Here is a 22,102-nt window from a genome sequence, read left to right as displayed (position 1 = left end):
AAGTAACAGAGCCGCCATGGTAGCAGAAAGCACTGGATGCACCCGACCCATTGCTTTGCGCGCGCTTTACCCATTAAATCAACAAGTAACTTCTGCCGTAACTGGCTTGAAGTTCAGCAAAAAGCCCTTATTTTAAGTGAGCCCCGTTACAGCGCAGTGCATGCATCGTGGAACAACGCCACTTTCCTCACCATCGTTTCCGGGTAGAATGCTCGTTCGCATGCGGCCATGAGGGCTGCACGGGCGACTCACGGGGCCGCCCTCCATCCCTTTAGTGTGGAAGATCCTGCCGATATGTTTGCGCCTTTGTTAAAGAAACTTTTTGGAAGCAAGAACGAGCGTGAAGTCAAACGCATGCTCAAGACGGTGCAACTCGTCAATGCCTTCGAAGAGCAAATGGTGGCCCTTTCGGACGATCAATTGCGTGCCAAGACAGATGAGTTCAAGGCCCGCATCGCCAAAGGGGAAACCCTCGACAAGCTGCTGCCAGAAGCCTTTGCGGTCGCCCGCGAAGCCGGCAAGCGCGTCATGGGTATGCGCCACTTCGACGTTCAGCTGATCGGCGGCATGACCTTGCATGAAGGCATGATCGCGGAAATGCGTACCGGTGAAGGCAAGACCCTGGTGGCCACACTGGGCGTTTACCTCAATGCGCTGTCCGGCAAGGGCGTGCACGTTGTAACCGTGAACGACTACCTGGCCCGCCGTGACGCCAACTGGATGCGTCCGCTCTACGAATTCCTCGGCATGACGGTCGGTGTGGTCACGCCATTCCAGCCGCCGGAAGAGAAACGTCTGGCCTACGCCGCCGACATTACCTACGGCACCAACAACGAATTCGGTTTCGACTACCTGCGCGACAACATGGCGTTCAGCATGGAAGAAAAATTCCAGCGCGAACTCAACTTTGCCGTGATCGACGAAGTCGACTCCATCCTCATCGACGAAGCCCGTACCCCGCTGATCATTTCCGGTCAGGCCGAGGACAGCTCCAAGCTGTACATCGAGATCAACAAACTGATCCCGCAGCTTGAATTGCATGTCGAAGAAGTCGAGGGCGAAGTTACCAAGGCTGGCCACTACACCGTCGATGAGAAGACCCGTCAGGTCGAACTCAACGAAGCCGGTCACCAGTTCATCGAAGACATGCTCACCCGTGTCGGCCTGCTGGCCGAAGGCGAGAGCCTGTATTCGGCGCACAACCTGGGCCTGTTGACCCACGTTTATGCCGGTCTGCGCGCTCACAAGCTGTTCAATCGCAACGTTGAATACATCGTGCAGGACGGTCAGGTTGTCCTGGTCGACGAACACACCGGTCGTACCATGCCGGGTCGCCGTTTGTCCGAAGGCCTGCACCAGGCCATCGAAGCCAAGGAAAACCTGAACATCCAGGCCGAAAGCCAGACACTGGCGTCGACCACGTTCCAGAACTACTTCCGTCTGTACAACAAGCTGTCCGGCATGACCGGTACCGCGGACACCGAAGCGTTCGAATTCCACCAGATCTACGGCCTGCAGGTCATGGTCATCCCGCCGAACAAGCCTTTGGCGCGTAAAGACTACAACGACCTGGTGTTCCTGACCGCCGACGAGAAATACGCGGCGATCATCAACGACATCAAGGAATGCATGACCCAGGGCCGTCCGGTGCTGGTGGGTACTGCCACCATCGAAACCTCCGAACACATGTCTGCGTTGCTGCAGAAGGAGGGCATCGAACACAAGGTCCTGAACGCCAAGTTCCACGAAAAAGAAGCCGAGATCATTGCCCAGGCCGGTCGCCCGGGCGCACTGACCATCGCCACCAACATGGCCGGTCGTGGTACTGACATCCTGTTGGGCGGTAACTGGGAAGTGGAAGTCGCGTCCCTGGAAGATCCAACGCCGGAGCAGATCGCCCAGATCAAGGCCGACTGGCAGAAACGTCACCAGCAAGTGCTGGAGTCGGGTGGTTTGCAGGTGATCGCGTCCGAACGTCACGAATCGCGCCGTATCGACAACCAGTTGCGTGGTCGTGCCGGTCGCCAGGGTGACGCCGGTTCCAGCCGTTTCTACCTGTCGCTGGAAGACAGCCTGATGCGCATCTTCGCCTCTGACCGGGTGAAGAACTTCATGAAAGCATTGGGCATGCAGTCCGGTGAAGCGATCGAGCACCGCATGGTGACCAACGCCATCGAGAAGGCCCAGCGCAAGGTTGAAGGTCGCAACTTCGACATCCGCAAGCAACTGCTCGAGTTCGACGACGTCAACAACGAACAGCGTAAAGTGATCTATCACATGCGTAACACGTTGTTGGCCGCCGACAACATCGGTGAAACCATCGCCGACTTCCGTCAGGACGTGCTCAACGCGACCGTCAGCGCTCACATCCCACCACAATCGCTGCCTGAGCAGTGGGACGTGGCCGGTCTGGAAGCGGCGTTGCAGAGCGACTTCGGTGTGGCGCTGCCGATCCAGCAGTGGCTCGACGAAGACGATCACCTGTACGAAGAAACCCTGCGCGAAAAACTGATGCAGGAACTGATTGCAGCGTACAACGAGAAAGAAGACCAGGCCGGCGCCGATGCGCTGCGCACCTTCGAGAAGCAAATCGTTCTGCGTGTTCTGGATGACCTGTGGAAAGACCACCTGTCGACCATGGACCACCTGCGTCATGGCATTCACTTGCGTGGCTACGCCCAGAAGAACCCGAAGCAAGAGTACAAGCGCGAGTCGTTCACGCTGTTCTCCGAGCTGCTGGATTCGATCAAGCGCGACTCGATCCGTGTGCTGTCGCACGTCCAGGTTCGCCGCGAAGACCCGATCGAAGAAGAGCAACGCCTGCGTCAGGAAGCCGAAGCACTGGCGGCGCGCATGCAGTTCCTGCACGACGAAGCACCGGGTCTCGAGCAACCGGAACTGCTGGGTGAAGAGGTCGATGTAGCCCTCGCCACCGCACCGGTTCGCAATGAACAGAAGCTGGGCCGTAACGAACTGTGCTACTGCGGTTCGGGCAAGAAATTCAAGCATTGCCACGGGCAGATCCAGTAAAACCCGTTTCATACGCTGAAATACCCGCGCCGCGACCGGCATCAGCCGTCGCGGCGTTTTGCCATTTACACCACCGTTCTTCCTGAAAGCGGTGCTGACATCATTTATTAAGGAGCGCATTCATGGCTGTTGGTCTTGGTCCTTTGCCAACGTTGCACCCGGTTGCCGGTTTTGAACTCGGTATCGCCTCGGCCGGCATCAAGCGCCCTGGGCGCAAGGACGTCGTGGTCATGCGCTGCGCCGAAGGTTCGACCGTCGCAGGTGTGTTCACCCTGAACGCGTTTTGCGCAGCGCCCGTGATCCTGGCCAAGCAGCGCGTGCAAGGTCCGGTGCGTTACCTGCTGACCAACACCGGCAATGCCAACGCCGGCACCGGCGAACCTGGCCTGGCCGCCGCTGAGCGCACCTGCGCCAAACTGGCTGAATTGACCGGCGTCGACGCCAGCCTGGTGCTGCCTTATTCAACCGGCGTGATTGGCGAACCGCTGCCGGTCGAGAAGATCGAAGGCGCGTTGCAAGCCGCGCTCGACGACCTGTCGGTGAACAACTGGGAAGCGGCCGCCACCGGCATCATGACCACCGATACCCTGCCGAAGGGCGCCAGCCGCCAGTTCCAGCATGACGGCGTGACCATCACCGTCACCGGCATCAGCAAAGGCGCGGGCATGATCCGTCCGAACATGGCGACCATGCTCGGCTACATCGCCACCGACGCCAAAGTCTCCCGCGATGTACTGCAAAACCTGCTGCTGGACGGTGCCAACAAGTCGTTCAACCGTATCACCATCGACGGCGACACCTCGACCAACGACTGCTGCATGCTGATCGCCACCGGTCAGGCGGCACTGCCGGAAATCACTTCCGCGAGCGGTGAGTTGTTCGCCAAGTTGAAGCAAGCCGTATTCGAAGTGTGCATGGACGTGGCCCAGGCCATCGTCCGCGACGGCGAAGGCGCGACCAAATTCGTCACCGTTGAAGTCAATGGCGGTGGCAATCACCAGGAATGCCTGGACGTCGGTTACACCGTGGCGCACTCGCCGCTGATCAAGACCGCGTTGTTCGCCTCCGACCCGAACTGGGGCCGTATCCTCGCCGCCGTCGGCCGTGCCGGCGTACCGAACCTGGATGTGAGCAAGATCGACGTGTTCCTCGGCGACGTGTGCATCGCCAGCCGTGGCGCCCGCGCATCGACCTACACCGAAGCCCAGGGCGCGGCGGTGATGCAGCAGGAAGAGATCACCATCCGTATCGAGCTGGGTCGCGGCGATTGCAGCGAAACCATCTGGACCACCGACCTGTCCCACGAATACGTCAAGATCAACGCTGAGTACCGTACTTAATACTGCTACACCGAGGCGCTCCATTCGCGAGCAAGCCCGCTCCCACATTTAACTGAGTTCTCTCAGAAGAAATGCGATCGAATGTGGGAGCGGGCTTGCTCGCGAAGGCGGCCGACCAGACACTAAAGAGTCTGGACATAACCCTTCTCAAAAGGTCCCGAACATGAGCCTCCACCTGATCATCGGCGACAAACTGCATTCATCCTGGTCCCTTCGCGGCGCACTGGCCCTCGACCTGACCGGCGCTTCGTACACCGAAGAGCTCATCAAGCTGAACCAGCCGGACACCCGTGAACGTCTGCTCAAGCATTCGCCGACCGGTAAAGTCCCGCTGCTGAAAACAGCCCATGGCACCGTCGCCGACTCCCTGGCGATTGCCGAGTACCTGGCCGAACAGTTCCCTGACGCCGGCCTCTGGCCCAAAGACGTCGCCGCCCGCGCACAGGCACGTTCGGCGTGCGCGCAGATGCACGCCGGGTTCTTCGCCATGCGCTGCAACATGCCCTTCGACCTGAGTCGCGCCGCACCACTGTCACCGACCCCGGCTGACGTCCAGGCAGACATCGAGCGCATGCTCGCGTTGTGGGCCGAGTGCCGCGCCGCTTCGACCGAAACCGGCCCGTTCCTGTTTGGCGGCGCCACCCTGGCCGATGCCTTCTTCGCCCCGATTGCCGTACGCCTGCGTACCTATCAGGTGACATTGCCGGCAGCGGATGAGGCCTACGTCGAAACGATCTACCAATGGCCAGCGTTCAAGGCATGGCAAAGGGCAGGTCTGGAGGAGGTCGGGCAGTGAAACGAGTACACGTAGCGGCCGCCGTCATACGCGATAACAGCGGCAAGATCCTCATCGCCCGCCGTGCCGACACTCAGCATCAGGGCGGTTTGTGGGAGTTTCCCGGTGGCAAGGTCGAGGCCGACGAGTCCGTCGAAACCGCCTTGGCCCGCGAGCTTCACGAAGAGCTGGGGATTGTGGTCAACGCGGCACGACCGCTGATCAAGGTTCGTCATGACTACCCGGACAAGCAAGTGTTGCTGGATGTCTGGGAAGTCTCGGACTTTAGCGGCGAACCTCATGGCGCCGAAGGCCAGCCCTTGGAATGGGTCGCGCCCCGTGATCTTTTGAATTACGAATTCCCGGCGGCCAACCAGCCGATCGTTGCAGCCGCACGCTTGCCTGCGCAGTATCTGATCACGCCTGAAGACCTGGAAACCCCTGCGCTGCTGCGCGGTATCCAGAAAGCCATCGCCGGCGGGATCAAGCTGATTCAGCTACGGGCACCCAACGGTTACGACCCGAAATACCGCGATCTGGCGGTGGACGCGGCGGGGCTGTGTGCCGGCAAGGCGCAGTTGATGATCAAGGGGCCGTTCGAGTGGCTGGGCGATTTCCCGTCGGCCGGTTGGCACATCACCTCGGCACAACTGCGCAAATACGCAGCGGCGGGCCGTCCGTTGCCAGCGTCGCGCTGGTTGGCGGCGTCCTGCCATAACGCTGAAGAGTTGGCGTTGGCTGAGCAGATGGGCGTGGACTTTGTGACCTTGTCGCCGGTGCAGCCGACCTTGACGCACCCGGGAGCTGAACCGTTGGGTTGGGAGCAGGCTTCGGCGTTGATCGAAGGCTTCAGCAAACCGGTGTTTTTGCTGGGTGGTGCGGGGCCGACACAGGTTGATAAAGCTTGGGCGGCGGGCGCTCAAGGTGTGGCGGGGATTCGGGCGTTCTGGCCGGATTCTCTGGTGTAGCTACTGGCCTCTTCGCGGGCAAGCCCGCTCCCACATTTGATCGCATTCTGTCAGGAAGAACTCGATCCACTGTGGGAGCGGGCTTGCCCGCGAAGGCGGCCTGACAGGCGCCAATTACGCTTGAGGCTTCACCGCCGGCTGCCAAAGAATCTCCGCAATCCCCTGACGCTTGGCAATCAACCGCGCCGCCACAAACAACAAGTCCGACAACCGATTGATATACGCCAACCCAACCCCGGCCAACGGTTCAATCGCATTCAGGTGCTGACACCGCCGCTCCGCACTGCGCGCCAGACTCCGGCACACATGAGCCTGGGCAATCAGCGCCGAACCGCCCGGCAGAATGAAATTCTCCAGCGGTCCCAATTCTTCGTTCCATACATCGATCGCCGCTTCCAGGCGTTCAATTTCTGCCGCGTTCAGCGCCTGATACACCGGCATCGCCAGCTCTCCGCCGAGGTCGAACAGCCGATGCTGACAAGGCGCCAAGACCTCGATCACTTCGTTCAATCCTGGGCATTGGCCACGTTGCGCTTCCAGCCCGGCCAACAGCACACCGACCTGGCTGTTCAGCGTATCGACCTCACCAATGGCCTCGATCCGGGGATGGTCCTTGGGCACGCGACGGCCGTCGCCCAGTCCGGTTTCGCCTTTGTCGCCGGTGCGGGTGTAAATCTTCGACAAGCGAAAGCCCATGGTTACCTCGATAGCTGATTGAGTTCTTGAGAGACAAGCGGGGTGCTCGCCAACGGCAGGCGCAAGGTGAAACACGTGCCCTGGCCCGGCGTCGATTGCACTTCCATCTGACCCTTGTGGTTGTTGGTGATGATGAAGTACGAGACCGACAACCCAAGGCCGGTGCCCTGACCGATTTCCTTGGTGGTGAAGAACGGTTCGAAAGTGCGTTTGCGCACGTTCTCGCTCATGCCGATGCCGTTGTCTTCGACCTGGATTTCCGCCCACGGCGGATTGAGTTTGGTGCGCAGGATGATGCGTCCGGGCTCACGGTCATCTTCGCGCTGGTGAATGGCTTGCGCGGCGTTTTTCAGCAGATTGAGCAGCACTTGTTCGAGTTCGTTGGCGGTACCGGGCACGGGGCCCAGCGCCGGATCGAACTGGCGAATGATCGCCTGGCCCTTGAAGTCGAAACCGATCGCCAGGTCGAAATCGTTGCCGGCGATTTCCACGGCCTGATCGATCAGCGCCGGCAGGTCGCACGGGGCCATTTGCCGGGTGCTGCGGCGGCTGAAACTGAGCATGTGGGTCACGATTTTCGCCGCTCGGGCGCCGGCCTGCTGGATGCCGTCGAGCAACTGCGGCACCTCCCGTGCTTTCAGGTACTCGTTGACCGTGTCCAGTTCGATGCCGATCTGTTCAGCCTGTTCGAGGTTTTTCGGCAGGTCGGGGGACAGGCGCCGGCGGATGTTCTGCACGTTGTGCAGGATCGCACCCAACGGGTTGTTGATCTCATGCGCCATGCCGGCGGCGAGGCCACCGACCGAGAGCATTTTTTCCGACTGCACCATCATTTCTTCCAGGGACAGGCGCTGGGTGATGTCGTCGATCCGGATCACCACACCGCGCCCGGCACCGCCCATCAGCGGATAAAAGGTCAGGGCGTAGTGTTTGGGTTCGTCATCCTTGAACCAGGTCACCCGTTCGATTTTCGCCACGGTGTGTTGCTCGACGGTCTGTTTGAGCTGCGGCAAGAACGGCTTGAGCGGTTCGAAGGCGAGGAAGATCGGCTGATTCAGCGCTTCGTCCAGCCGCGTGCCGGAGAGGGCGCTGGCCTCCTGATTCCACTGCGTCACGTAGAGCTGCTCGTCGAGGGCGATCAGCGCCGACGGCATGGAGTCGATGATGCTGTTGAGGTAGTTTTGGAACCCGGTAAGTTTTTTCTCGATCTTGCTGCGCACCTGGACTTCGAGCTCCAGTTTGCGGTTGGTGTGACGGGTTTCTTCGGCCAGCCCCTGGGCCTGATCGTAAGCCGCCTGGGAATCGTCACGCGCGCGCTTGAGTTGCTGCTCCCGCGCCTCGATACGCGAAAGCATGGTATTGAAGGCCTCGGCGAGGCTGCCGATTTCGTCGTGGTTGCCGCGGGAAGCGCGCAGGGCGTAGTTCTCTTCCCGGGTCACTTGCCGGGACAGCTCTTCCAGCTGATGGATCGGCCGGGTAATCAGGCGTTTGATCTGCCGGGCGATTACCAGCCACAACAGCACACTGAAGATCAGGATGCCGAGGCTGGCGGTCAGCGTCCCGGTGTAGAAAGCCATTGGCAACTCGCTGCTGGCGACCAGTAACAAGTGGCCGGGCGCAGTGCCGGGGCGGGGCAGGGTGATCAGTTGATTGCTGCGAAACTCGGTGGCTTGCCAGGATTCGATGTGGCGGAAGCGCTCCGGCAAGTTCAAGTGATCGCCATGTTGTAACTGCGCCAGGCGTTCACCCTTGCCGTCATACAGGGCGGCGGCACGCAGCGGTGAATAACTGTTGAGTTCATCGAGCAGGCGTTGCGCGCTTTGTGGCGATGCCAGTGCTTCGGACACCAGACTCGGGTTGGACACCAGTCGGCCGATGGTCTGCAAGGCCTGGGGCGCCATGCTTTCCTGGGAAATGTAGTACGCGGCGCTGATGAAGGTCAGGTTGGCGACCAGCAGAACGGTGGTCAACAGCACCAGCAGGGCGGCCAACAGTTTCTGGCCGACCGGAAGGTTTTCAAGGCGCTGGCGCAATGGCATCAGTTTTATCGCTGAAAAGGAACAAGTGGCCAGCGTAGCCGCTGCTTAGTCGCTGGGCAATCCAAGGCTGTGCAGATGGGCGATCAGCCGCTGTTGCAGCTGGTTGAGGTGCGGAAGGTTCAGTTGATGGCGCGAGGCAACTTTGCAGACGTAGCCCAACAGGTAGCTGATTTCGGTTCGGCGCCGATTCGCAACGTCCTGATACATCGAGGAGTAATTGGCGGCTGTGGCGTGGATTACCCGCTCGACTTCCTGCTGGAGGTCCTCGGCCGCCGCCGGCTGGCCGCAGCGCTCAAGCAGCTCGGTCAGTTCGCCGCAGAGCGTGGCCACTTCACAATGATGGTCCTGCAAGCCGCCGTTGCGGCAATCGTGCAGCACCGTCAGCGGATTGATCGCACAGTTGAGCGCGAGTTTTCGCCACAACCTGGTGAGGATGTCGGTGCTCCATTCGTGGGGAATGCCGGCAGCGGCCACGTCATCCAGCCAGATCGGCGCCACCGGATGACCGGCATCCCCCAGCCAGGTGTAACCGTGGCCGGCGAACACCACGTGCCAGTCGCCATCGCGAAATGCGCCTTCGGTGCTCGACGCATAGATGCAACGTGCCTGCGGGACCTGCGCGGCGACCGCGTCCTGACTGCCGAGGCCGTTCTGGAGCAGAATCAATTCGGCATCGGGTGCCAGGCGCGGCGCCAGTCGGGCCACGGCCTGCTCGGCATCGTAGGCTTTGCAGGCTACCAGCAGGCGATTGATCGGCTCGTCACTGTCGGCCGTCTCGCCGGGTATGTCCCAGGTTGTCGCTTCGCCGTGCTCCACCAGCGTCAGGCCGCCCGCCGCCTGATAGGCCTGTAACCGCGCCGCATCTCGCACAATCAACCTGACCGGCACCCCGGCCCGCGCCAGACGTGTGGCCCATAGGGTGCCGAGGCTGCCAGCGCCCAGAACATGCCAGGTGGTGGACATCAGCTTTTTGCTCTGTTTGAGGCGCGCATCGGAGGCTCGCAGTGAATGATGGGAAAGACCCGTTATAATCAGCGCGGATTTTAACCGCAAGCCAGGCGTGCTCCATCTTGATCGAGCGCGCCCTTTATTGGAGAGATTACATGCCGTCGTTCGACGTGGTATCCGAACTGGACAAACACGAAGTCACCAACGCGGTCGAAAACGCCGTCAAGGAACTCGATCGTCGTTATGACCTGAAAGGCAAGGGCACCTTCGAGTTCAAGGAAAAGGACCTGACCGTCAACCTGACCGCTGAAGCCGATTTCCAGCTCGAAGCGATGATTGAGATCCTCAAGTTGGCGCTGGTCAAGCGCAAAATCGACGTGCAGTGCCTTGAAGTCAAGGATGCCTATGCGTCGGGCAAGCTGATGAAGCAGGAAGCCGTCCTCAAGGAAGGCATCGACAAAGAGCTGGCGAAGAAAATCGTCGCTCATGTCAAGGACGCCAAGTTGAAGGTTCAAGCCGCCATTCAGGGCGAGCAAGTGCGCATCACCGGCAAGAAGCGTGACGATTTGCAGGAAGCCATCGCGGCCCTGCGCGCCAAGACATTCGACATGCCGCTGCAGTTCAATAACTTCCGCGACTGATTATTCAGGCGGGACCTGTGGGAGCGGGCTTGCTCGCGAATACGGTGTGTCAGTCAACATTTCTGTGAATGGCGCACCGCATTCGCGAGCAAGCCCGCTCCTACCTCGATCGTGCTTAACCTGGCGGGATTTTTTCTACTACTCATTTTTTTTGGGTGCCGGGAAGCCGAAAAGAAGGAGATAAAGATGGATTTGAATGCTGAAGTGGACAACCTGGTCAAGGCGTCCCAAGCCTGGATTCCGATGATCATGGAATACGGCAGCCGTGTGCTGCTGGCGATTATCACCCTGGCCATCGGCTGGTGGCTGATCAACAAAGTGACGCAGAAACTGGGCGGTTTGCTCGCACTGCGTAACGCCGACCTGGCGCTGCAAGGGTTCATCAGCAGCCTGGCGAACATTATTCTCAAGGTTTTGCTGATCGTCAGCGTGGCCTCGATGATCGGCGTGGAAACGACTTCCTTCGTTGCGGCGATCGGTGCAGCGGGTCTGGCCATTGGTCTGGCGTTGCAGGGCAGCCTGGCGAACTTCGCCGGTGGCGTGCTGATTCTGCTGTTCCGTCCATTCCGTATTGGTGACTGGATCGAAGCGCAAGGGGTGGCCGGTACGGTCGACAGCATTCAGATCTTCCATACCGTGCTGCGTACAGGCGATAACAAAACCATCATCGTGCCTAACGGCAACCTGTCGAACGGCATCATCACCAACACTAACCGTCAGCCTACCCGTAAGGTGGTGTTTGATGTGGGCGTTGATTACGAGGCGGACCTGCAGAAGGCTCGTCAAGTGTTGCTGGATCTGGCCAAGGATGAGCGCATTCTGGCTGAACCGGAACCGCAGGCCGTCATTTCTACCCTGGGCGACAGTTCGATCACCGTTTCCCTGCGAGTGTGGGTGAAGACGGCGGATTACTGGGATGTGATGTTCATGTTCAACGAACAGTCCCGGGACCGGTTGAAAACGGCCGGCATTGATATCCCGTTTCCACAGCGGGTGATTCGAGTGGTTCAGGAATCTGCCGTGCAGTAAGCAAAAACCCAGGCAACAAAAAAGGCCCATCCGAAGATGGGCCTTTTTATTTTGTTACCGCAAACTAACTGGATGCGATTACAAGATCGACAGTGGGTAGTCGACGATCACACGGAACTCTTTCACGTCGCCTTCACCTTCGTCGGCGTTAGCAAAGTGCCAAGCTTGACGGAAGCGGACGGACAGATCTTTTGCCGGGCCAGACTGAACAACGTACTTGGCTTCGAAGTTGGTTTCGTTGTGCTTGCCATTGTCGCCGTACAGGCCTGTGTAAGCGCTGCCAGCCGGAGTGTTGGTGCCGTCGATGTCCCAACCTTTAACGTAACGGGTCATGAAGCTCAGACCAGGAACGCCGTACTCAGCCATTTTCAGGTCGTAACGGACCTGGGCAGACTTCTCGCCAGGGGCGTTGAAGTCAGAGTACTGGATGGAGTTGGCGAGGAAGATCGAGTCGCCGCCGCGGTTGTTCTTGCCGATACCGATGTAGTCGAACGGAGTATCGCCGTTAACCTTTTGGAAGGCCAGGGTGATGGTGTGCGCTTTCAGGAACGACAGAGCGGTGGCCAGCGAGAACGCGGTGTTGCTGATGTCGCCAGCTTTCGCGTCACCGGTATCGGTGGTGCGATAGATGTTGAAATCGGTGTTCAGCGAAGTGTCACCACCAAACGGAGTGGTGAGGTTCACGTTGGCGTAGTACTGGTTCCAGATATCTTCCAGCTTGGCGCCATACAGCGATGCGGAAAGGTTATCGGTAATGCCGTACTTGCCACCGAAATAGTCGATGGTGTTGGCTTCAACGCCAGCGTAGGTTGCATACAGGCCGCCTTCACGGGCGTTTTTGTCCTGGCTGGAACCCGAGTAGAAGTGACCGGCTTCGAGGTCAAGATCTTTGACTTCGCTGCTTTGCAGTTGGAAACCGCTGGCAACTTGCGGAAGGATACGGGAGCCGCCAACAGCAAATACTGGAGCAGTGCTTGGCGACATGTCGCCGACTTTCAGCTCGGTTTTGGATACGCGGAATTTAACGGCAGCGCCGGCTTTACCCTGGCTGTCGTTAACGTCGCGGCCACCGTTGGCGTTGACAGTGTCGCTACGGCTCATGTTGCCCGAACCGGAAGTGCCATCGCCGCCATCCAGTTTGATGGCCAGGTAACCGAATGCATCAACGCCTACGCCCACAGTACCCTGGGTGTAACCGGAGTTGTAGGTGCCCCAAAGACCTTGGGTCCAGTCTTTCTGGTCGCGGCCGCCGTCTTTGTTGTCACGGTTGAAGTAGTAGTTGCGAACCAGCAAGTTCAGCGTGCTGTCTTCAACAAAACCTTTGGCTTCAGCCTGGTCACTTACGAAAGGTGCGGCCATAGCCACTTGAGTACTGGCTGCTGCTGCAACTGCCAGTGCGATCATGCTCCACTTCATCACGCGCATCGTGATTTGCTCCTTTGGTTTTAGAAGAGTACTGCCGTCCCACCTGTTTTATTATCTGGGCGGCTCTTTCTTTTTGTGTCGGCGCAAACTTATATCACGCCGACCATATTGGCGATACTTGCGCATCTAACCTTTCAGCTTCTTTACGACCCTGTCGCAAACGGCTTGGTAGATGTCGCAAATTTACAGCCCCAATGCAATAGGAATGACAACTTCAGCGCTGTTTTCCGGGGCTTGAGCATCGGTAAAAAGAGTCCTTGGTGAAACGTGTGAATCTCCATCGGGCAACCCTGCCACTGTTTTTATTGCCTTGAAGGCTTCCACTTCCCGCGGACGCTTTGAAGGCGATGTGAGTGTGAATGCAACAAGCGTGCACAAATCAGCAATTCGCTGTTTTTTTTTCTGAACGCCTGCCTGTTACCGTAAAAACCTCATAAAACCGGGGGTTACAAGCACCTTTTGATGGGACTTGACGCCACGGTTTGCATCGTGTTGCACCTCCCTGGCCGACTGCGCGACAACCAAAAACGTTACCGGTTCACCCCGTCAGTGAGTACTTGGCGGATGCCCGACGCACAGAGCGTAGACGTACTGTGCGGTTTTGGTGCAAAAAATCTTAATCGCTGTACTGAATTCATACAGTGTTGGCTGTTGTGAAACGTGAGCAGGCCTTGGTGAATCGGTCATTTCAGTGTTTTTTGCGTAGCTGCCGGTTCTGTAATGGTGCGCGCTGGCGAAAAATGACTCATGTCGGAGCGCTCCTCGTGAATGATGGCTGCGTTTGAACAGTCGTTCGTCGTGAAGCCAGCGACGTTCGCAGGTATGCTGCCGTCCTGTCGCTTGGTGCGCCTTCTCTCGGGATGGGCGCTAAGCTGAAAAATGATGAGCTACCGGGAGTGTGCGCAGTGTTCGCTTTAGATCCACGACTTCAACAAGACACGTTACCGATCGGGGATTTCCCGCTCAGCCGGTTACTGCTGTCCAATGATTCGAACTACCCGTGGTTCATCCTGGTACCGCGTCGCGACGATATCAGCGAGATATTTCAGTTGGATGTCGCCGATCAGCAGCAGCTGTGGCAGGAAACGACCACGCTGGCGGAAACGCTCAAGGACTCGTTCGGCGCGGACAAGTTGAATATCGCGGCGCTCGGTAACGTTGTCAGTCAGCTGCACATGCATGTGATTGTGCGCAAACGCGAGGATGCCGCCTGGCCTGCGCCGGTGTGGGGCAAACACCCGGCCAAGCCGTACACGGCGGAGCAGGTTGCAGTCATTCGCGAGCGGCTGCATCTGGTGTTGACCGAAGATTTCACGTTTCTGGAGGGTTGAATCATGAGCCTGGAAGAACGCGTTACCGATCTGGAGAGCCAACTGGCGTTTCAGGATGACACCATCCAGGCCTTGAGCGATGTGCTGGCGACGCAGCAGCGCGCAGTGGAGCGTCTGCAGCTGCAAATGGCTGCCCTGCTCAAGCGGCAGGAGGAAATGGCCGGTCAGTTCGAAACCTTTGAAGAAGAAGCGCCACCGCCGCATTACTGACAGTTGTCTCAAGGCTTTTTGTTTAAACAAAGGGCAATAAAAAACCGCGAGCAGCCTGGCTGCCCGCGGTTTTTTTTAGCCTTGAATCAGCGTCGCGGCAGCGCGGCGATCACGTCTTCGGCTTGCAGGCCCTTGTCACGATTCATGACGGAGAACTCCACGCGCTGGCCTTCGACCAGAACGCGATGGCCTTCGCCACGGATGGCCCGGAAATGCACGAAAATATCATCGCCGGAATCACGGGAAATGAAGCCGAAGCCTTTGGAAGTGTTGAACCACTTGACGGTGCCGGTATCGCGGTTGCTCATGTCGTAGCTTGGCGAAGCGGTGGCTGGTGAGGATTTGTAGAAACTGATGGCCAAGTGCAGAAGAACGGCGATCAGGGCAGCCACCAGGCTGAACAGAACGGCAGGTTGACCGGCGATGACAGGCATCGGCGCGAGCAGCGTCAGCGTTTGCAGAACGACAGTCAGAACCAGCAGGGCGCTGACCAGGTTTTGCAGTTGATGGCGCGGACCTTTGTTCCAGTAAGGAATGACAGGTGCGAGGGTGAGGTTGAGCAGGCCGAAAAAGGCCAGGTACAGCGCATCGGGTTGTTGCAGGTAAGGAACAGCTTCGGATCGCAGGCTAGGGATGAAGGACAGCAGCAAGGCTGCTGCGCCCATTAGCAGGTGGACGATTTTCAACATTTTGATTAACTCACGTTAAGACGGATCGCAAGGAAGAGCTGATGGGGCGCGGTTCGCTTCAGAACTATAAGAGGCGTTGGGCACGCACCTGGTATCAGCCTATGCGCGGCGCCCCGAAAAAATAGGCACCAGCGACACACTGTCTATTTAACAGCAAAGCTTGCAGCTACTCAAATCAGGGAGTCCAGCGGTGCATCGGGGGCGATTTGTCGCAGGGCGCGGGGGTAATCCGGGCTGCGGTTGCGCGACAGGCTTGCTAGAGTGGTCCTGCACCTGTCGGATGAAATTCATCACCTTTAGGGGAAAAACATGGCAATCGATATCGGTATCAGTGAAGAGGACCGCAAGTCCATCGTCGACGGACTTTCACGTCTGCTGTCGGACACTTATGTACTTTATTTGAAAACCCATAACTTCCACTGGAACGTCACCGGTCCCATGTTTCGGACCCTGCACCTGATGTTCGAGGAGCAATATAACGAGTTGGCCCTGGCGGTCGACTCGATTGCCGAACGAATTCGCGCACTTGGTTTTCCTGCTCCGGGCGCCTATTCGATTTATGCGCGCCTTTCTTCCATCAAGGAAGAAGAAGGTGTGCCCAATGCGGAAAACATGATCAGGCAACTTGTCGAAGGGCAGGAAGCTGTCACGCGGACGGCACGCGGGATCTTTCCCTTGCTCGACAAAGTCAGCGACGAGCCAACGGCGGACTTGCTGACCCAGCGCATGCAGGTTCACGAAAAAACCGCGTGGATGTTGCGTTCATTGCTCGACCAGTAACGCTGTCGGTGCGCGGATGATGCTATCCGGTGTTGTTCGCGCCCGGTCTTTTGGCGTTGTTCGTTGAATGATCTTGTACCCGTTTGTGTAGGACATTGTCCCGACTAGGACGGTCTCCATGATCTGCCTTCAGTTGTTGGCTTATCCTACGTCGATGGTCATAAAGTCATCTGGATATAACTTTGCGCCTGCGCTTTTATAAGACCCGCAACATGGCTCTTAAAGAAACCAGGGATGGCAAAGGAGTGTCAACGGATGGTTTATGAAGGCAGGTTAAATGAGGGGAGGCTGGGTCCGTTCAAGGAAGTAAGGATCGATCCGTTTGTCAGTGAATTCGACATGGACCTGGCTCGGCCATTATCCCGGTCGATACGTTTGAATGGCTTTGCCACCTGCTTGCGGCTCGAGCAGGTTTATTGGGATATTTTGGGTGAAATGGCCAGGATCAATTGCTGCTCGGTCAGTGCCCTGCTGTCACACGTGGATCGCGAAGTGCATTTGCGGCACGGCGGGGTGAAGAACTTCAGCGGGCTGGTGCGGGTTGTTTGCGTTGTGCACAGCCTGAAGGAGGGGAATTGCGTCGTCATGGCGTAGCCGTGGCGGCGAAATGCGTCGAGTGTCGGTCTGTGCAGTCTTACGGCTGCACAGGCTGCATTTAATGGATATAATCCCGCTCTTTGCCGCAAAACCCAGCGTGCGCGGTAGCAATCTGATCGCCGAGACAACCCCCATGCCGATGTACGACTATCAATGTGCTTCCTGTGGTCATCAGTTGGAAGCCATTCAAAAGATCAGCGCAGCACCGCTGGTCGACTGCCCTGCCTGCCAGGCGCCAGAGCTTAAAAAGATGCTGTCCATGCCGGGCTTCCGCCTCAGCGGCACCGGCTGGTACGAAACCGATTTCAAGACCGGTTCCAAGAAGAACCTGGCCGGCGGCGACAAAGCCGACTAGGGTCTGGAACCTGAGTTGAACGACACGTGCGAGCTTTTGCATCATCCCGAATGCAAGGCCTCCAACCGAATTTCGAATTACGAGAAGTGAAACCACTACCATGATGCGCAGCCATTATTGCGGCCAACTGAACGAAAGCCTGGAAGGCCAGGAAATTACCCTTTGCGGATGGGTTCACCGTCGCCGTGACCACGGTGGGGTGATTTTCCTCGATATCCGTGATCGTGACGGTCTGGCCCAGGTGGTGTTCGACCCGGACCGCGCCGAGAGCTTCGCCGCCGCCGATCGCGTGCGCAGCGAGTACGTCGTGAAGATCACCGGCAAGGTTCGCCTGCGTCCGGCCGGTGCCACGAACGCCAACATGGCTTCGGGCATGATCGAAGTCCTGGGCTACGAGCTGGAAGTGCTGAACGAGTCGGAAACCCCGCCGTTCCCACTGAACGAATACTCCGACGTCGGTGAAGAAACCCGCCTGCGTTATCGCTTCCTTGATCTGCGTCGCCCGGAAATGGCCGAGAAGCTGCGTCTGCGTTCGCGCATGACCACCAGCATCCGCCGCTACCTGGACGAGAACGGCTTCCTCGACGTCGAGACGCCGATCCTGACCCGTGCCACGCCTGAAGGCGCACGTGACTACCTCGTGCCGAGCCGTACTCACGCCGGCTCGTTCTTCGCCCTGCCGCAATCGCCGCAGCTGTTCAAGCAATTGCTGATGGTGGCCGGCTTCGACCGTTACTACCAGATCGCCAAATGCTTCCGCGACGAAGACCTGCGTGCCGACCGTCAGCCTGAATTCACCCAGATCGACATCGAAACCAGCTTCCTCGATGAAAAAGACATCATGGGCCTCACCGAAGGCATGATCCGCAACCTGTTCAAGGAAGTGCTGGATCTGGAATTCGGCGACTTCCCGCACATGACCTTCGAAGAGGCCATGCGTCGTTACGGTTCCGACAAGCCGGACCTGCGTAACCCGCTGGAACTGGTAGACGTTGCCGACCAGCTTAAAGAAGTCGACTTCAAGGTCTTCAGCGGTCCTGCCAACGATCCGAAATGCCGTGTTGCCGCCTTGCGCGTTCCGGGCGCGGCGAGCATGCCGCGCAAGCAGATCGACGACTACACCAAGTTCGTCGGCATCTACGGTGCCAAGGGCCTGGCGTACATCAAGGTCAACGAGCGCGCCAAAGGCGTCGAAGGCCTGCAGTCGCCTATCGTCAAGAACATCCCTGAAGCCAACCTCAATGTGATCCTCGATCGCGTTGGCGCGGTTGATGGCGACATCGTGTTCTTCGGTGCCGACAAAGCCAAGATCGTCAGCGAAGCCTTGGGCGCGCTGCGGATCAAGGTCGGCAACGACCTGGACCTGCTGACCTGCAAATGGGCACCGATGTGGGTCGTCGACTTCCCGATGTTCGAAGAGAACGAAGACGGCAGCTTCAGCGCCTTGCACCACCCGTTCACCGCGCCGAAGTGCACCCCGGAAGAACTGGAAGCCAACCCGGCGACCGCGTTGTCCCGTGCCTACGACATGGTGCTGAACGGCACTGAGCTGGGCGGCGGTTCGATCCGTATCCACCGCAAGGAAATGCAACAGTCGGTGTTCCGTCTGCTGGGTATCAACGAAGCGGAACAGGAAGAGAAGTTCGGCTTCCTGCTCGACGCCCTGAAATACGGCGCGCCGCCACACGGTGGCCTGGCCTTCGGTCTGGACCGTCTGGTGATGCTGATGACCGGCGCCCAGTCGATCCGCGAAGTGATTGCCTTCCCGAAAACCCAGAGTGCTGCCGACGTGATGACGCAAGCACCGGGTGTGGTGGATGCCAAGGCATTGCGCGAACTGCACATTCGTCTGCGCGAAACGCCAAAAGCCGAGTAAGGCTGGCCGCAAGGGCGCATCTTCGGATGCGCCTTTTCCTTTTATGGGCAGGTCGAGATTTTTTTTGCTGGCTGGCGCATCGTGCGCAGCGGGCAATGTTTCAAAGAGAATTCGGAGCGAGTTATGGCGGGTCATTCCAAGTGGGCGAACATCAAGCACCGCAAAGAACGTCAGGATGCCAAGAAGGGCAAGATATTCACCAAGTGGATTCGTGAGCTGACCGTTGCGGCCCGTCAGGGCGGCGGTGATCCGGGCTCCAACCCGCGTTTGCGCCTGGCCCTGGACAAGGCGCTGGGTGCGAACATGAGCCGCGACATCATCGATCGCGCGGTGGCCCGCGGTGCCGGTGCTGCCGACACCGACGACATGGTCGAGCTGACCTACGAAGGCTATGGCCCGGGTGGCGTGGCGGTGATGGTCGAGTGCATGACCGACAACCGTAACCGTACCGCGGCCGCTGTTCGCCATGCGTTCAGCAAGTGCGGCGGCAACCTGGGTACCGACGGTTCGGTGGCCTACCTGTTCGAGCGCAAAGGGCAGATTTCCTTCGCGCCGGGCGTTGATGAGGACGCCTTGATCGAAGCGGCCATGGAAGCCGACGCCGATGACGTGGTCACCAACGAAGACGGCTCCATCGACGTGTTCACCTCGTTCGCCGGTTTCTATTCCGTGCGTAACGCGCTGGAAGCGGCCGGTTTCAAGGGTGATGATGCGGAAATCGTCATGCTGCCGACCACCAGTGCCGAACTGGACCTGGAAGGTGCCGAGAAAGTCCTCAAGCTGATCGACATGCTTGAAGACCTGGATGACGTGCAGAACGTTTATTCCAACGCCGACATCCCAGAGTCAGTCGCCGCTCAGCTTTGACGGGCACGACTAAGATCTAGTGTGGGAGCTGGCTTGCCTGCGATGGCGTCGTGTCAGGCTACATCATTGTTTGATGTGCCTGCGCCATCGCAGGCAAGCCAGCTCCCACATTTGTTATTCGCTGTATTGAAAATGGTGCTCTTACCTAACCGCAGGCGTTATGACTTTAATTCTTGGTATCGACCCCGGTTCGCGCATCACCGGTTATGGCGTAGTACGCGATACCGGGCGTGGCTGCGTGTACGTGGCGTCGGGTTGTATTCGCACCGGTTCCGGCGAGCTGCATGAGCGTTTGCAAATCGTCTATCGCGGCGTGCGGGAAGTCATCCAGACCTACGGCCCGGTCACAATGGGCATTGAAAAGGTGTTCATGGCTCGCAACGCCGACTCCGCGTTGAAGCTCGGCCAGGCCCGCGGTGCGGCGATCGTTGCCGGTGCCGAAGAAAACCTGGAAATCGCTGAATACACCGCGACCCAGGTCAAACAGGCCGTGACCGGCACCGGCGCAGCCAATAAAGAGCAAGTGCAGATGATGGTCATGCACATGCTGAAACTGATCAGCAAGCCGCAAATTGATGCCTCGGATGCCTTGGCGATTGCCATATGCCATGCTCACACCCGTTCCAGCCTGCTGCCACATGGCTTGGGCACGGCACGCAGTCGTGGCGGGCGCCTGCGTCTCTGATAGCATCAGCAGTCATTTTTACGGAATGAGGGTTTTGCGCCTGTGTCGTCGGCGCGAAACCCTTGTTCTGTCAGTCGCCAGCACCGGTCTGGCCAACGCTCAAGGATTTGAAACGTGATTGGACGCTTGCGCGGCACACTGGCTGAGAAACAGCCGCCGCACCTGATTCTGGATGTAAACGGTCTGGGGTATGAGCTTGAAGTGCCCATGACCACGCTGTATCGCTTGCCGTCGGTCGGTGAACCGCTGACGCTGCACACCCATTTGGTCGTACGCGAAGACGCGCAGTTACTCTATGGCTTCGCCAGCAAACGTGAGCGAGACTTTTTTCGTGAGTTGATCCGTCTCAATGGTGTCGGGCCGAAACTGGCGCTGGCGTTGATGTCGAGCCTGGAAGTCGATGAACTGGTACGTTGCGTGCAGTCCCAGGACACCTCGGCGCTGACCAAGGTGCCGGGCGTGGGCAAGAAGACCGCCGAGCGTTTGCTGGTTGAGCTCAAGGATCGCTTCAAGGCCTGGGAAACCGTGCCGGCGATGTTTGCCCTGGTGCCAAACCAGCCGGGTGGGCCAGATGCACCGCATCCGGTCGCGACCGCCGAAAATGATGCGGTCAGCGCGCTGATCTCCCTGGGCTACAAACCGCAGGAAGCCAGCAAGGCGATTTCTGCGATCAAGGAGAAAGGTTTGAGCAGTGAAGACATGATTCGTCGTGCCCTTAAGGGAATGATCTAAGTGATTGAAGCTGATCGTCTGATAGCCGCCACGCCTGGCCCTCGCGACCGCGAGGAAGTCCAGGACCGGGCGATTCGTCCTGTCAGCCTGGCCGAATACATTGGCCAGCCGACCGTTCGCGAGCAAATGGAGCTGTTCATCCAGGCTGCCCGTGGGCGTAATGAATCCCTGGACCACACGTTGATCTTCGGCCCGCCGGGCCTGGGTAAAACCACCCTGGCCAACATCATCGCCCAGGAAATGGGCGTGTCGATCAAAAGCACCTCCGGCCCGGTCCTTGAACGTCCCGGTGACCTGGCTGCGCTGCTGACCAACCTTGAACCTCATGACGTGCTGTTCATCGACGAAATCCATCGGTTGTCACCGATCGTCGAAGAAGTGCTGTACCCGGCCATGGAAGATTTCCAGCTCGACATCATGATTGGTGAAGGGCCCGCTGCGCGCTCGATCAAACTGGATTTGCCGCCCTTCACACTGGTAGGGGCGACGACTCGCGCCGGCATGCTGACCAATCCGTTGCGCGACCGTTTCGGCATCGTCCAGCGTCTCGAGTTCTACAGCACGGCTGATCTGGCAACGATTGTCAGCCGCTCGGCGACCATTCTCGGTTTGCCACTGGACCCGGAAGGCGCTTTCGAAATCGCTCGCCGTGCCCGGGGTACACCGCGGATTGCCAACCGTCTGTTGCGCCGGGTGCGCGATTTTGCGGAAGTTCGCGCCAAGGGTCACATCACCAAGCCGATTGCCGATCTCGCCCTGAACCTGCTGGATGTCGATGAGCGTGGTTTCGACCATCAGGATCGACGCCTGCTGTTGACCATGATCGAGAAGTTCGACGGTGGGCCGGTCGGCGTGGACAGCCTGGCCGCCGCGATCAGCGAAGAACGCCACACCATCGAAGATGTGCTGGAGCCGTACCTGATCCAGCAGGGCTACATCATGCGCACGCCGCGGGGGCGGGTCGTCACTCGTCACGCCTACCTGCACTTCGGTTTAAATATCCCGTCACGATTGGGCGAGATGCCCGTGGTAGACGAGTTCCTTGATGCCGTGGACGATTAATTAACATTTGCGGACAGATTTTTCGGG

21 protein-coding genes are annotated in these 22,102 nt (G+C 58.7%); 16 read left to right on the top strand and 5 right to left on the bottom strand.

Features of this window, described 5'->3' with window-relative positions; all coding sequences use genetic code 11:
• Positions 1 to 294 precede the first annotated feature (294 nt).
• The 4 genes from secA (at position 295) to J2Y86_RS11615 (ending at position 6,113) form a co-directional block, all read left to right on the top strand.
• Positions 295 to 3,030: a preprotein translocase subunit SecA gene (secA, locus tag J2Y86_RS11630; RefSeq protein ID WP_253431193.1), complete on the top strand. Its 2,736-nt coding sequence runs from the start codon at positions 295 to 297 to the stop codon at positions 3,028 to 3,030.
• A gap of 122 nt (positions 3,031 to 3,152) precedes the next feature.
• Positions 3,153 to 4,370 carry a bifunctional glutamate N-acetyltransferase/amino-acid acetyltransferase ArgJ gene (gene argJ / locus J2Y86_RS11625; RefSeq protein ID WP_017340485.1) on the top strand — a complete coding sequence of 406 codons (1,218 nt, stop codon included), beginning with the start codon at positions 3,153 to 3,155 and terminating at the stop codon, positions 4,368 to 4,370.
• A 163-nt stretch (positions 4,371 to 4,533) separates the two neighbouring features.
• On the top strand, positions 4,534 to 5,166 hold the full coding sequence (locus tag J2Y86_RS11620; protein WP_253431189.1) for a glutathione S-transferase family protein: 633 nt from the start codon (positions 4,534 to 4,536) through the stop codon (positions 5,164 to 5,166).
• Complete coding sequence (locus J2Y86_RS11615) at positions 5,163 to 6,113, top strand: Nudix family hydrolase (protein WP_253431187.1); 951 nt, start codon at positions 5,163 to 5,165, stop codon at positions 6,111 to 6,113. The genes J2Y86_RS11620 and J2Y86_RS11615 overlap by 4 nt, the downstream gene beginning before the upstream one ends.
• 114 nt (positions 6,114 to 6,227) lie before the next feature.
• Here J2Y86_RS11615 and J2Y86_RS11610 read toward each other — a convergent pair whose 3' ends face one another.
• The 3 genes from J2Y86_RS11610 to J2Y86_RS11600 are packed head-to-tail and all read right to left on the bottom strand — an operon-like array spanning position 6,228 to position 9,811.
• Complete coding sequence (locus J2Y86_RS11610) at positions 6,228 to 6,809, bottom strand: cob(I)yrinic acid a,c-diamide adenosyltransferase (RefSeq protein WP_253431185.1); 582 nt, start codon at positions 6,807 to 6,809, stop codon at positions 6,228 to 6,230.
• A 2-nt stretch (positions 6,810 to 6,811) separates the two neighbouring features.
• Entirely contained in the window at positions 6,812 to 8,848 is a 2,037-nt protein-coding gene (locus J2Y86_RS11605) for a sensor histidine kinase (protein ID WP_253431183.1), read from the bottom strand.
• 45 nt (positions 8,849 to 8,893) lie between these two features.
• Positions 8,894 to 9,811 (bottom strand): putative 2-dehydropantoate 2-reductase, encoded by a 918-nt coding sequence (locus J2Y86_RS11600; RefSeq protein ID WP_253431181.1) that lies wholly within the window; start codon positions 9,809 to 9,811, stop codon positions 8,894 to 8,896.
• Between the two features lie 140 nt (positions 9,812 to 9,951).
• Between J2Y86_RS11600 and J2Y86_RS11595 the strand changes: the two genes are divergently transcribed.
• Positions 9,952 to 10,437, top strand: a complete 486-nt coding sequence (locus tag J2Y86_RS11595; protein ID WP_007906601.1) for a YajQ family cyclic di-GMP-binding protein — start codon at positions 9,952 to 9,954, stop codon at positions 10,435 to 10,437.
• A 186-nt stretch (positions 10,438 to 10,623) separates the two neighbouring features.
• A complete protein-coding gene (locus J2Y86_RS11590; protein ID WP_253431178.1) occupies positions 10,624 to 11,466 on the top strand; it encodes a mechanosensitive ion channel family protein in 843 nt (280 codons plus the stop codon).
• Positions 11,467 to 11,544: 78 nt separating this feature from the next.
• On the opposite strand, the gene J2Y86_RS11585 is transcribed toward J2Y86_RS11590, so the two are convergent.
• Positions 11,545 to 12,891 (bottom strand): OprD family porin, encoded by a 1,347-nt coding sequence (locus J2Y86_RS11585; protein WP_253431175.1) that lies wholly within the window; start codon positions 12,889 to 12,891, stop codon positions 11,545 to 11,547.
• Between the two features lie 905 nt (positions 12,892 to 13,796).
• Here J2Y86_RS11585 and J2Y86_RS11580 point away from each other — a divergent pair.
• Together J2Y86_RS11580 and J2Y86_RS11575 are read left to right on the top strand one after the other, a co-directional pair.
• A complete protein-coding gene (locus J2Y86_RS11580) occupies positions 13,797 to 14,222 on the top strand; it encodes an HIT domain-containing protein (protein WP_253431172.1) in 426 nt (141 codons plus the stop codon).
• Between the two features lie 3 nt (positions 14,223 to 14,225).
• On the top strand, positions 14,226 to 14,432 hold the full coding sequence (locus J2Y86_RS11575) for a SlyX family protein (protein ID WP_008029236.1): 207 nt from the start codon (positions 14,226 to 14,228) through the stop codon (positions 14,430 to 14,432).
• Between the two features lie 86 nt (positions 14,433 to 14,518).
• Here the strand turns inward: J2Y86_RS11575 and J2Y86_RS30185 are convergent, their stop codons facing one another.
• Positions 14,519 to 15,121: a cold-shock protein gene (locus J2Y86_RS30185; protein WP_017340476.1), complete on the bottom strand. Its 603-nt coding sequence runs from the start codon at positions 15,119 to 15,121 to the stop codon at positions 14,519 to 14,521.
• Between the two features lie 309 nt (positions 15,122 to 15,430).
• On the opposite strand from J2Y86_RS30185, the gene J2Y86_RS11565 reads away from it, so the two are divergent.
• From J2Y86_RS11565 to ruvB, 8 genes are all read left to right on the top strand, one after another.
• Positions 15,431 to 15,901, top strand: coding sequence for a Dps family protein (locus J2Y86_RS11565; RefSeq protein ID WP_253431170.1), 471 nt, complete (start codon positions 15,431 to 15,433; stop codon positions 15,899 to 15,901).
• A 255-nt stretch (positions 15,902 to 16,156) separates the two neighbouring features.
• Positions 16,157 to 16,495: a ribbon-helix-helix domain-containing protein gene (locus J2Y86_RS11560; RefSeq protein ID WP_253431167.1), complete on the top strand. Its 339-nt coding sequence runs from the start codon at positions 16,157 to 16,159 to the stop codon at positions 16,493 to 16,495.
• Between the two features lie 136 nt (positions 16,496 to 16,631).
• Positions 16,632 to 16,853: an FmdB family zinc ribbon protein gene (locus tag J2Y86_RS11555; protein ID WP_010457489.1), complete on the top strand. Its 222-nt coding sequence runs from the start codon at positions 16,632 to 16,634 to the stop codon at positions 16,851 to 16,853.
• A gap of 100 nt (positions 16,854 to 16,953) precedes the next feature.
• Positions 16,954 to 18,729, top strand: a complete 1,776-nt coding sequence (aspS, locus tag J2Y86_RS11550) for an aspartate--tRNA ligase (RefSeq protein WP_253431164.1) — start codon at positions 16,954 to 16,956, stop codon at positions 18,727 to 18,729.
• Positions 18,730 to 18,852: 123 nt separating this feature from the next.
• Entirely contained in the window at positions 18,853 to 19,596 is a 744-nt protein-coding gene (locus J2Y86_RS11545) for a YebC/PmpR family DNA-binding transcriptional regulator (RefSeq protein WP_253431161.1), read from the top strand.
• A gap of 160 nt (positions 19,597 to 19,756) precedes the next feature.
• Positions 19,757 to 20,281, top strand: a complete 525-nt coding sequence (gene ruvC, locus J2Y86_RS11540; protein ID WP_017340471.1) for a crossover junction endodeoxyribonuclease RuvC — start codon at positions 19,757 to 19,759, stop codon at positions 20,279 to 20,281.
• A 114-nt stretch (positions 20,282 to 20,395) separates the two neighbouring features.
• Positions 20,396 to 21,013 carry a Holliday junction branch migration protein RuvA gene (gene ruvA, locus J2Y86_RS11535; protein ID WP_017340470.1) on the top strand — a complete coding sequence of 206 codons (618 nt, stop codon included), beginning with the start codon at positions 20,396 to 20,398 and terminating at the stop codon, positions 21,011 to 21,013.
• Positions 21,014 to 22,075 (top strand): Holliday junction branch migration DNA helicase RuvB, encoded by a 1,062-nt coding sequence (gene ruvB, locus J2Y86_RS11530; RefSeq protein WP_214378229.1) that lies wholly within the window; start codon positions 21,014 to 21,016, stop codon positions 22,073 to 22,075. It begins immediately after the preceding gene.
• Positions 22,076 to 22,102: the final 27 nt, after the last annotated feature.

It is taken from the genome of Pseudomonas migulae, from assembly GCF_024169315.1.
In the GTDB taxonomy this organism is placed as follows: domain Bacteria; phylum Pseudomonadota; class Gammaproteobacteria; order Pseudomonadales; family Pseudomonadaceae; genus Aquipseudomonas; species Aquipseudomonas migulae_B.
Note: the sequence above shows the minus strand (reverse complement) of the source record. Positions and strands in the feature narration are given on the sequence as shown.

Bases quoted from the DNA above. Each gene is read 5' to 3' on its own strand.
- ruvC (WP_017340471.1), top strand. From the start codon at position 19,757: ATGACTTTAATTCTTGGTATCGACCCCGGTTCGCGCATCACCGGTTAT.
- secA (WP_253431193.1), top strand. From the start codon at position 295: ATGTTTGCGCCTTTGTTAAAGAAACTTTTTGGAAGCAAGAACGAGCGT.
- J2Y86_RS11560 (WP_253431167.1), top strand. From the start codon at position 16,157: ATGGTTTATGAAGGCAGGTTAAATGAGGGGAGGCTGGGTCCGTTCAAG.
- J2Y86_RS11545 (WP_253431161.1), top strand. From the start codon at position 18,853: ATGGCGGGTCATTCCAAGTGGGCGAACATCAAGCACCGCAAAGAACGT.
- aspS (WP_253431164.1), top strand. From the start codon at position 16,954: ATGATGCGCAGCCATTATTGCGGCCAACTGAACGAAAGCCTGGAAGGC.
- J2Y86_RS11590 (WP_253431178.1), top strand. From the start codon at position 10,624: ATGGATTTGAATGCTGAAGTGGACAACCTGGTCAAGGCGTCCCAAGCC.
- J2Y86_RS11600 (WP_253431181.1), bottom strand. From the start codon at position 9,811: ATGTCCACCACCTGGCATGTTCTGGGCGCTGGCAGCCTCGGCACCCTA.
- J2Y86_RS11575 (WP_008029236.1), top strand. From the start codon at position 14,226: ATGAGCCTGGAAGAACGCGTTACCGATCTGGAGAGCCAACTGGCGTTT.
- J2Y86_RS11605 (WP_253431183.1), bottom strand. From the start codon at position 8,848: ATGCCATTGCGCCAGCGCCTTGAAAACCTTCCGGTCGGCCAGAAACTG.
- J2Y86_RS11555 (WP_010457489.1), top strand. From the start codon at position 16,632: ATGCCGATGTACGACTATCAATGTGCTTCCTGTGGTCATCAGTTGGAA.
- argJ (WP_017340485.1), top strand. From the start codon at position 3,153: ATGGCTGTTGGTCTTGGTCCTTTGCCAACGTTGCACCCGGTTGCCGGT.
- J2Y86_RS11595 (WP_007906601.1), top strand. From the start codon at position 9,952: ATGCCGTCGTTCGACGTGGTATCCGAACTGGACAAACACGAAGTCACC.
- J2Y86_RS11565 (WP_253431170.1), top strand. From the start codon at position 15,431: ATGGCAATCGATATCGGTATCAGTGAAGAGGACCGCAAGTCCATCGTC.
- J2Y86_RS11620 (WP_253431189.1), top strand. From the start codon at position 4,534: ATGAGCCTCCACCTGATCATCGGCGACAAACTGCATTCATCCTGGTCC.
- J2Y86_RS30185 (WP_017340476.1), bottom strand. From the start codon at position 15,121: ATGTTGAAAATCGTCCACCTGCTAATGGGCGCAGCAGCCTTGCTGCTG.
- J2Y86_RS11585 (WP_253431175.1), bottom strand. From the start codon at position 12,891: ATGCGCGTGATGAAGTGGAGCATGATCGCACTGGCAGTTGCAGCAGCA.
- J2Y86_RS11610 (WP_253431185.1), bottom strand. From the start codon at position 6,809: ATGGGCTTTCGCTTGTCGAAGATTTACACCCGCACCGGCGACAAAGGC.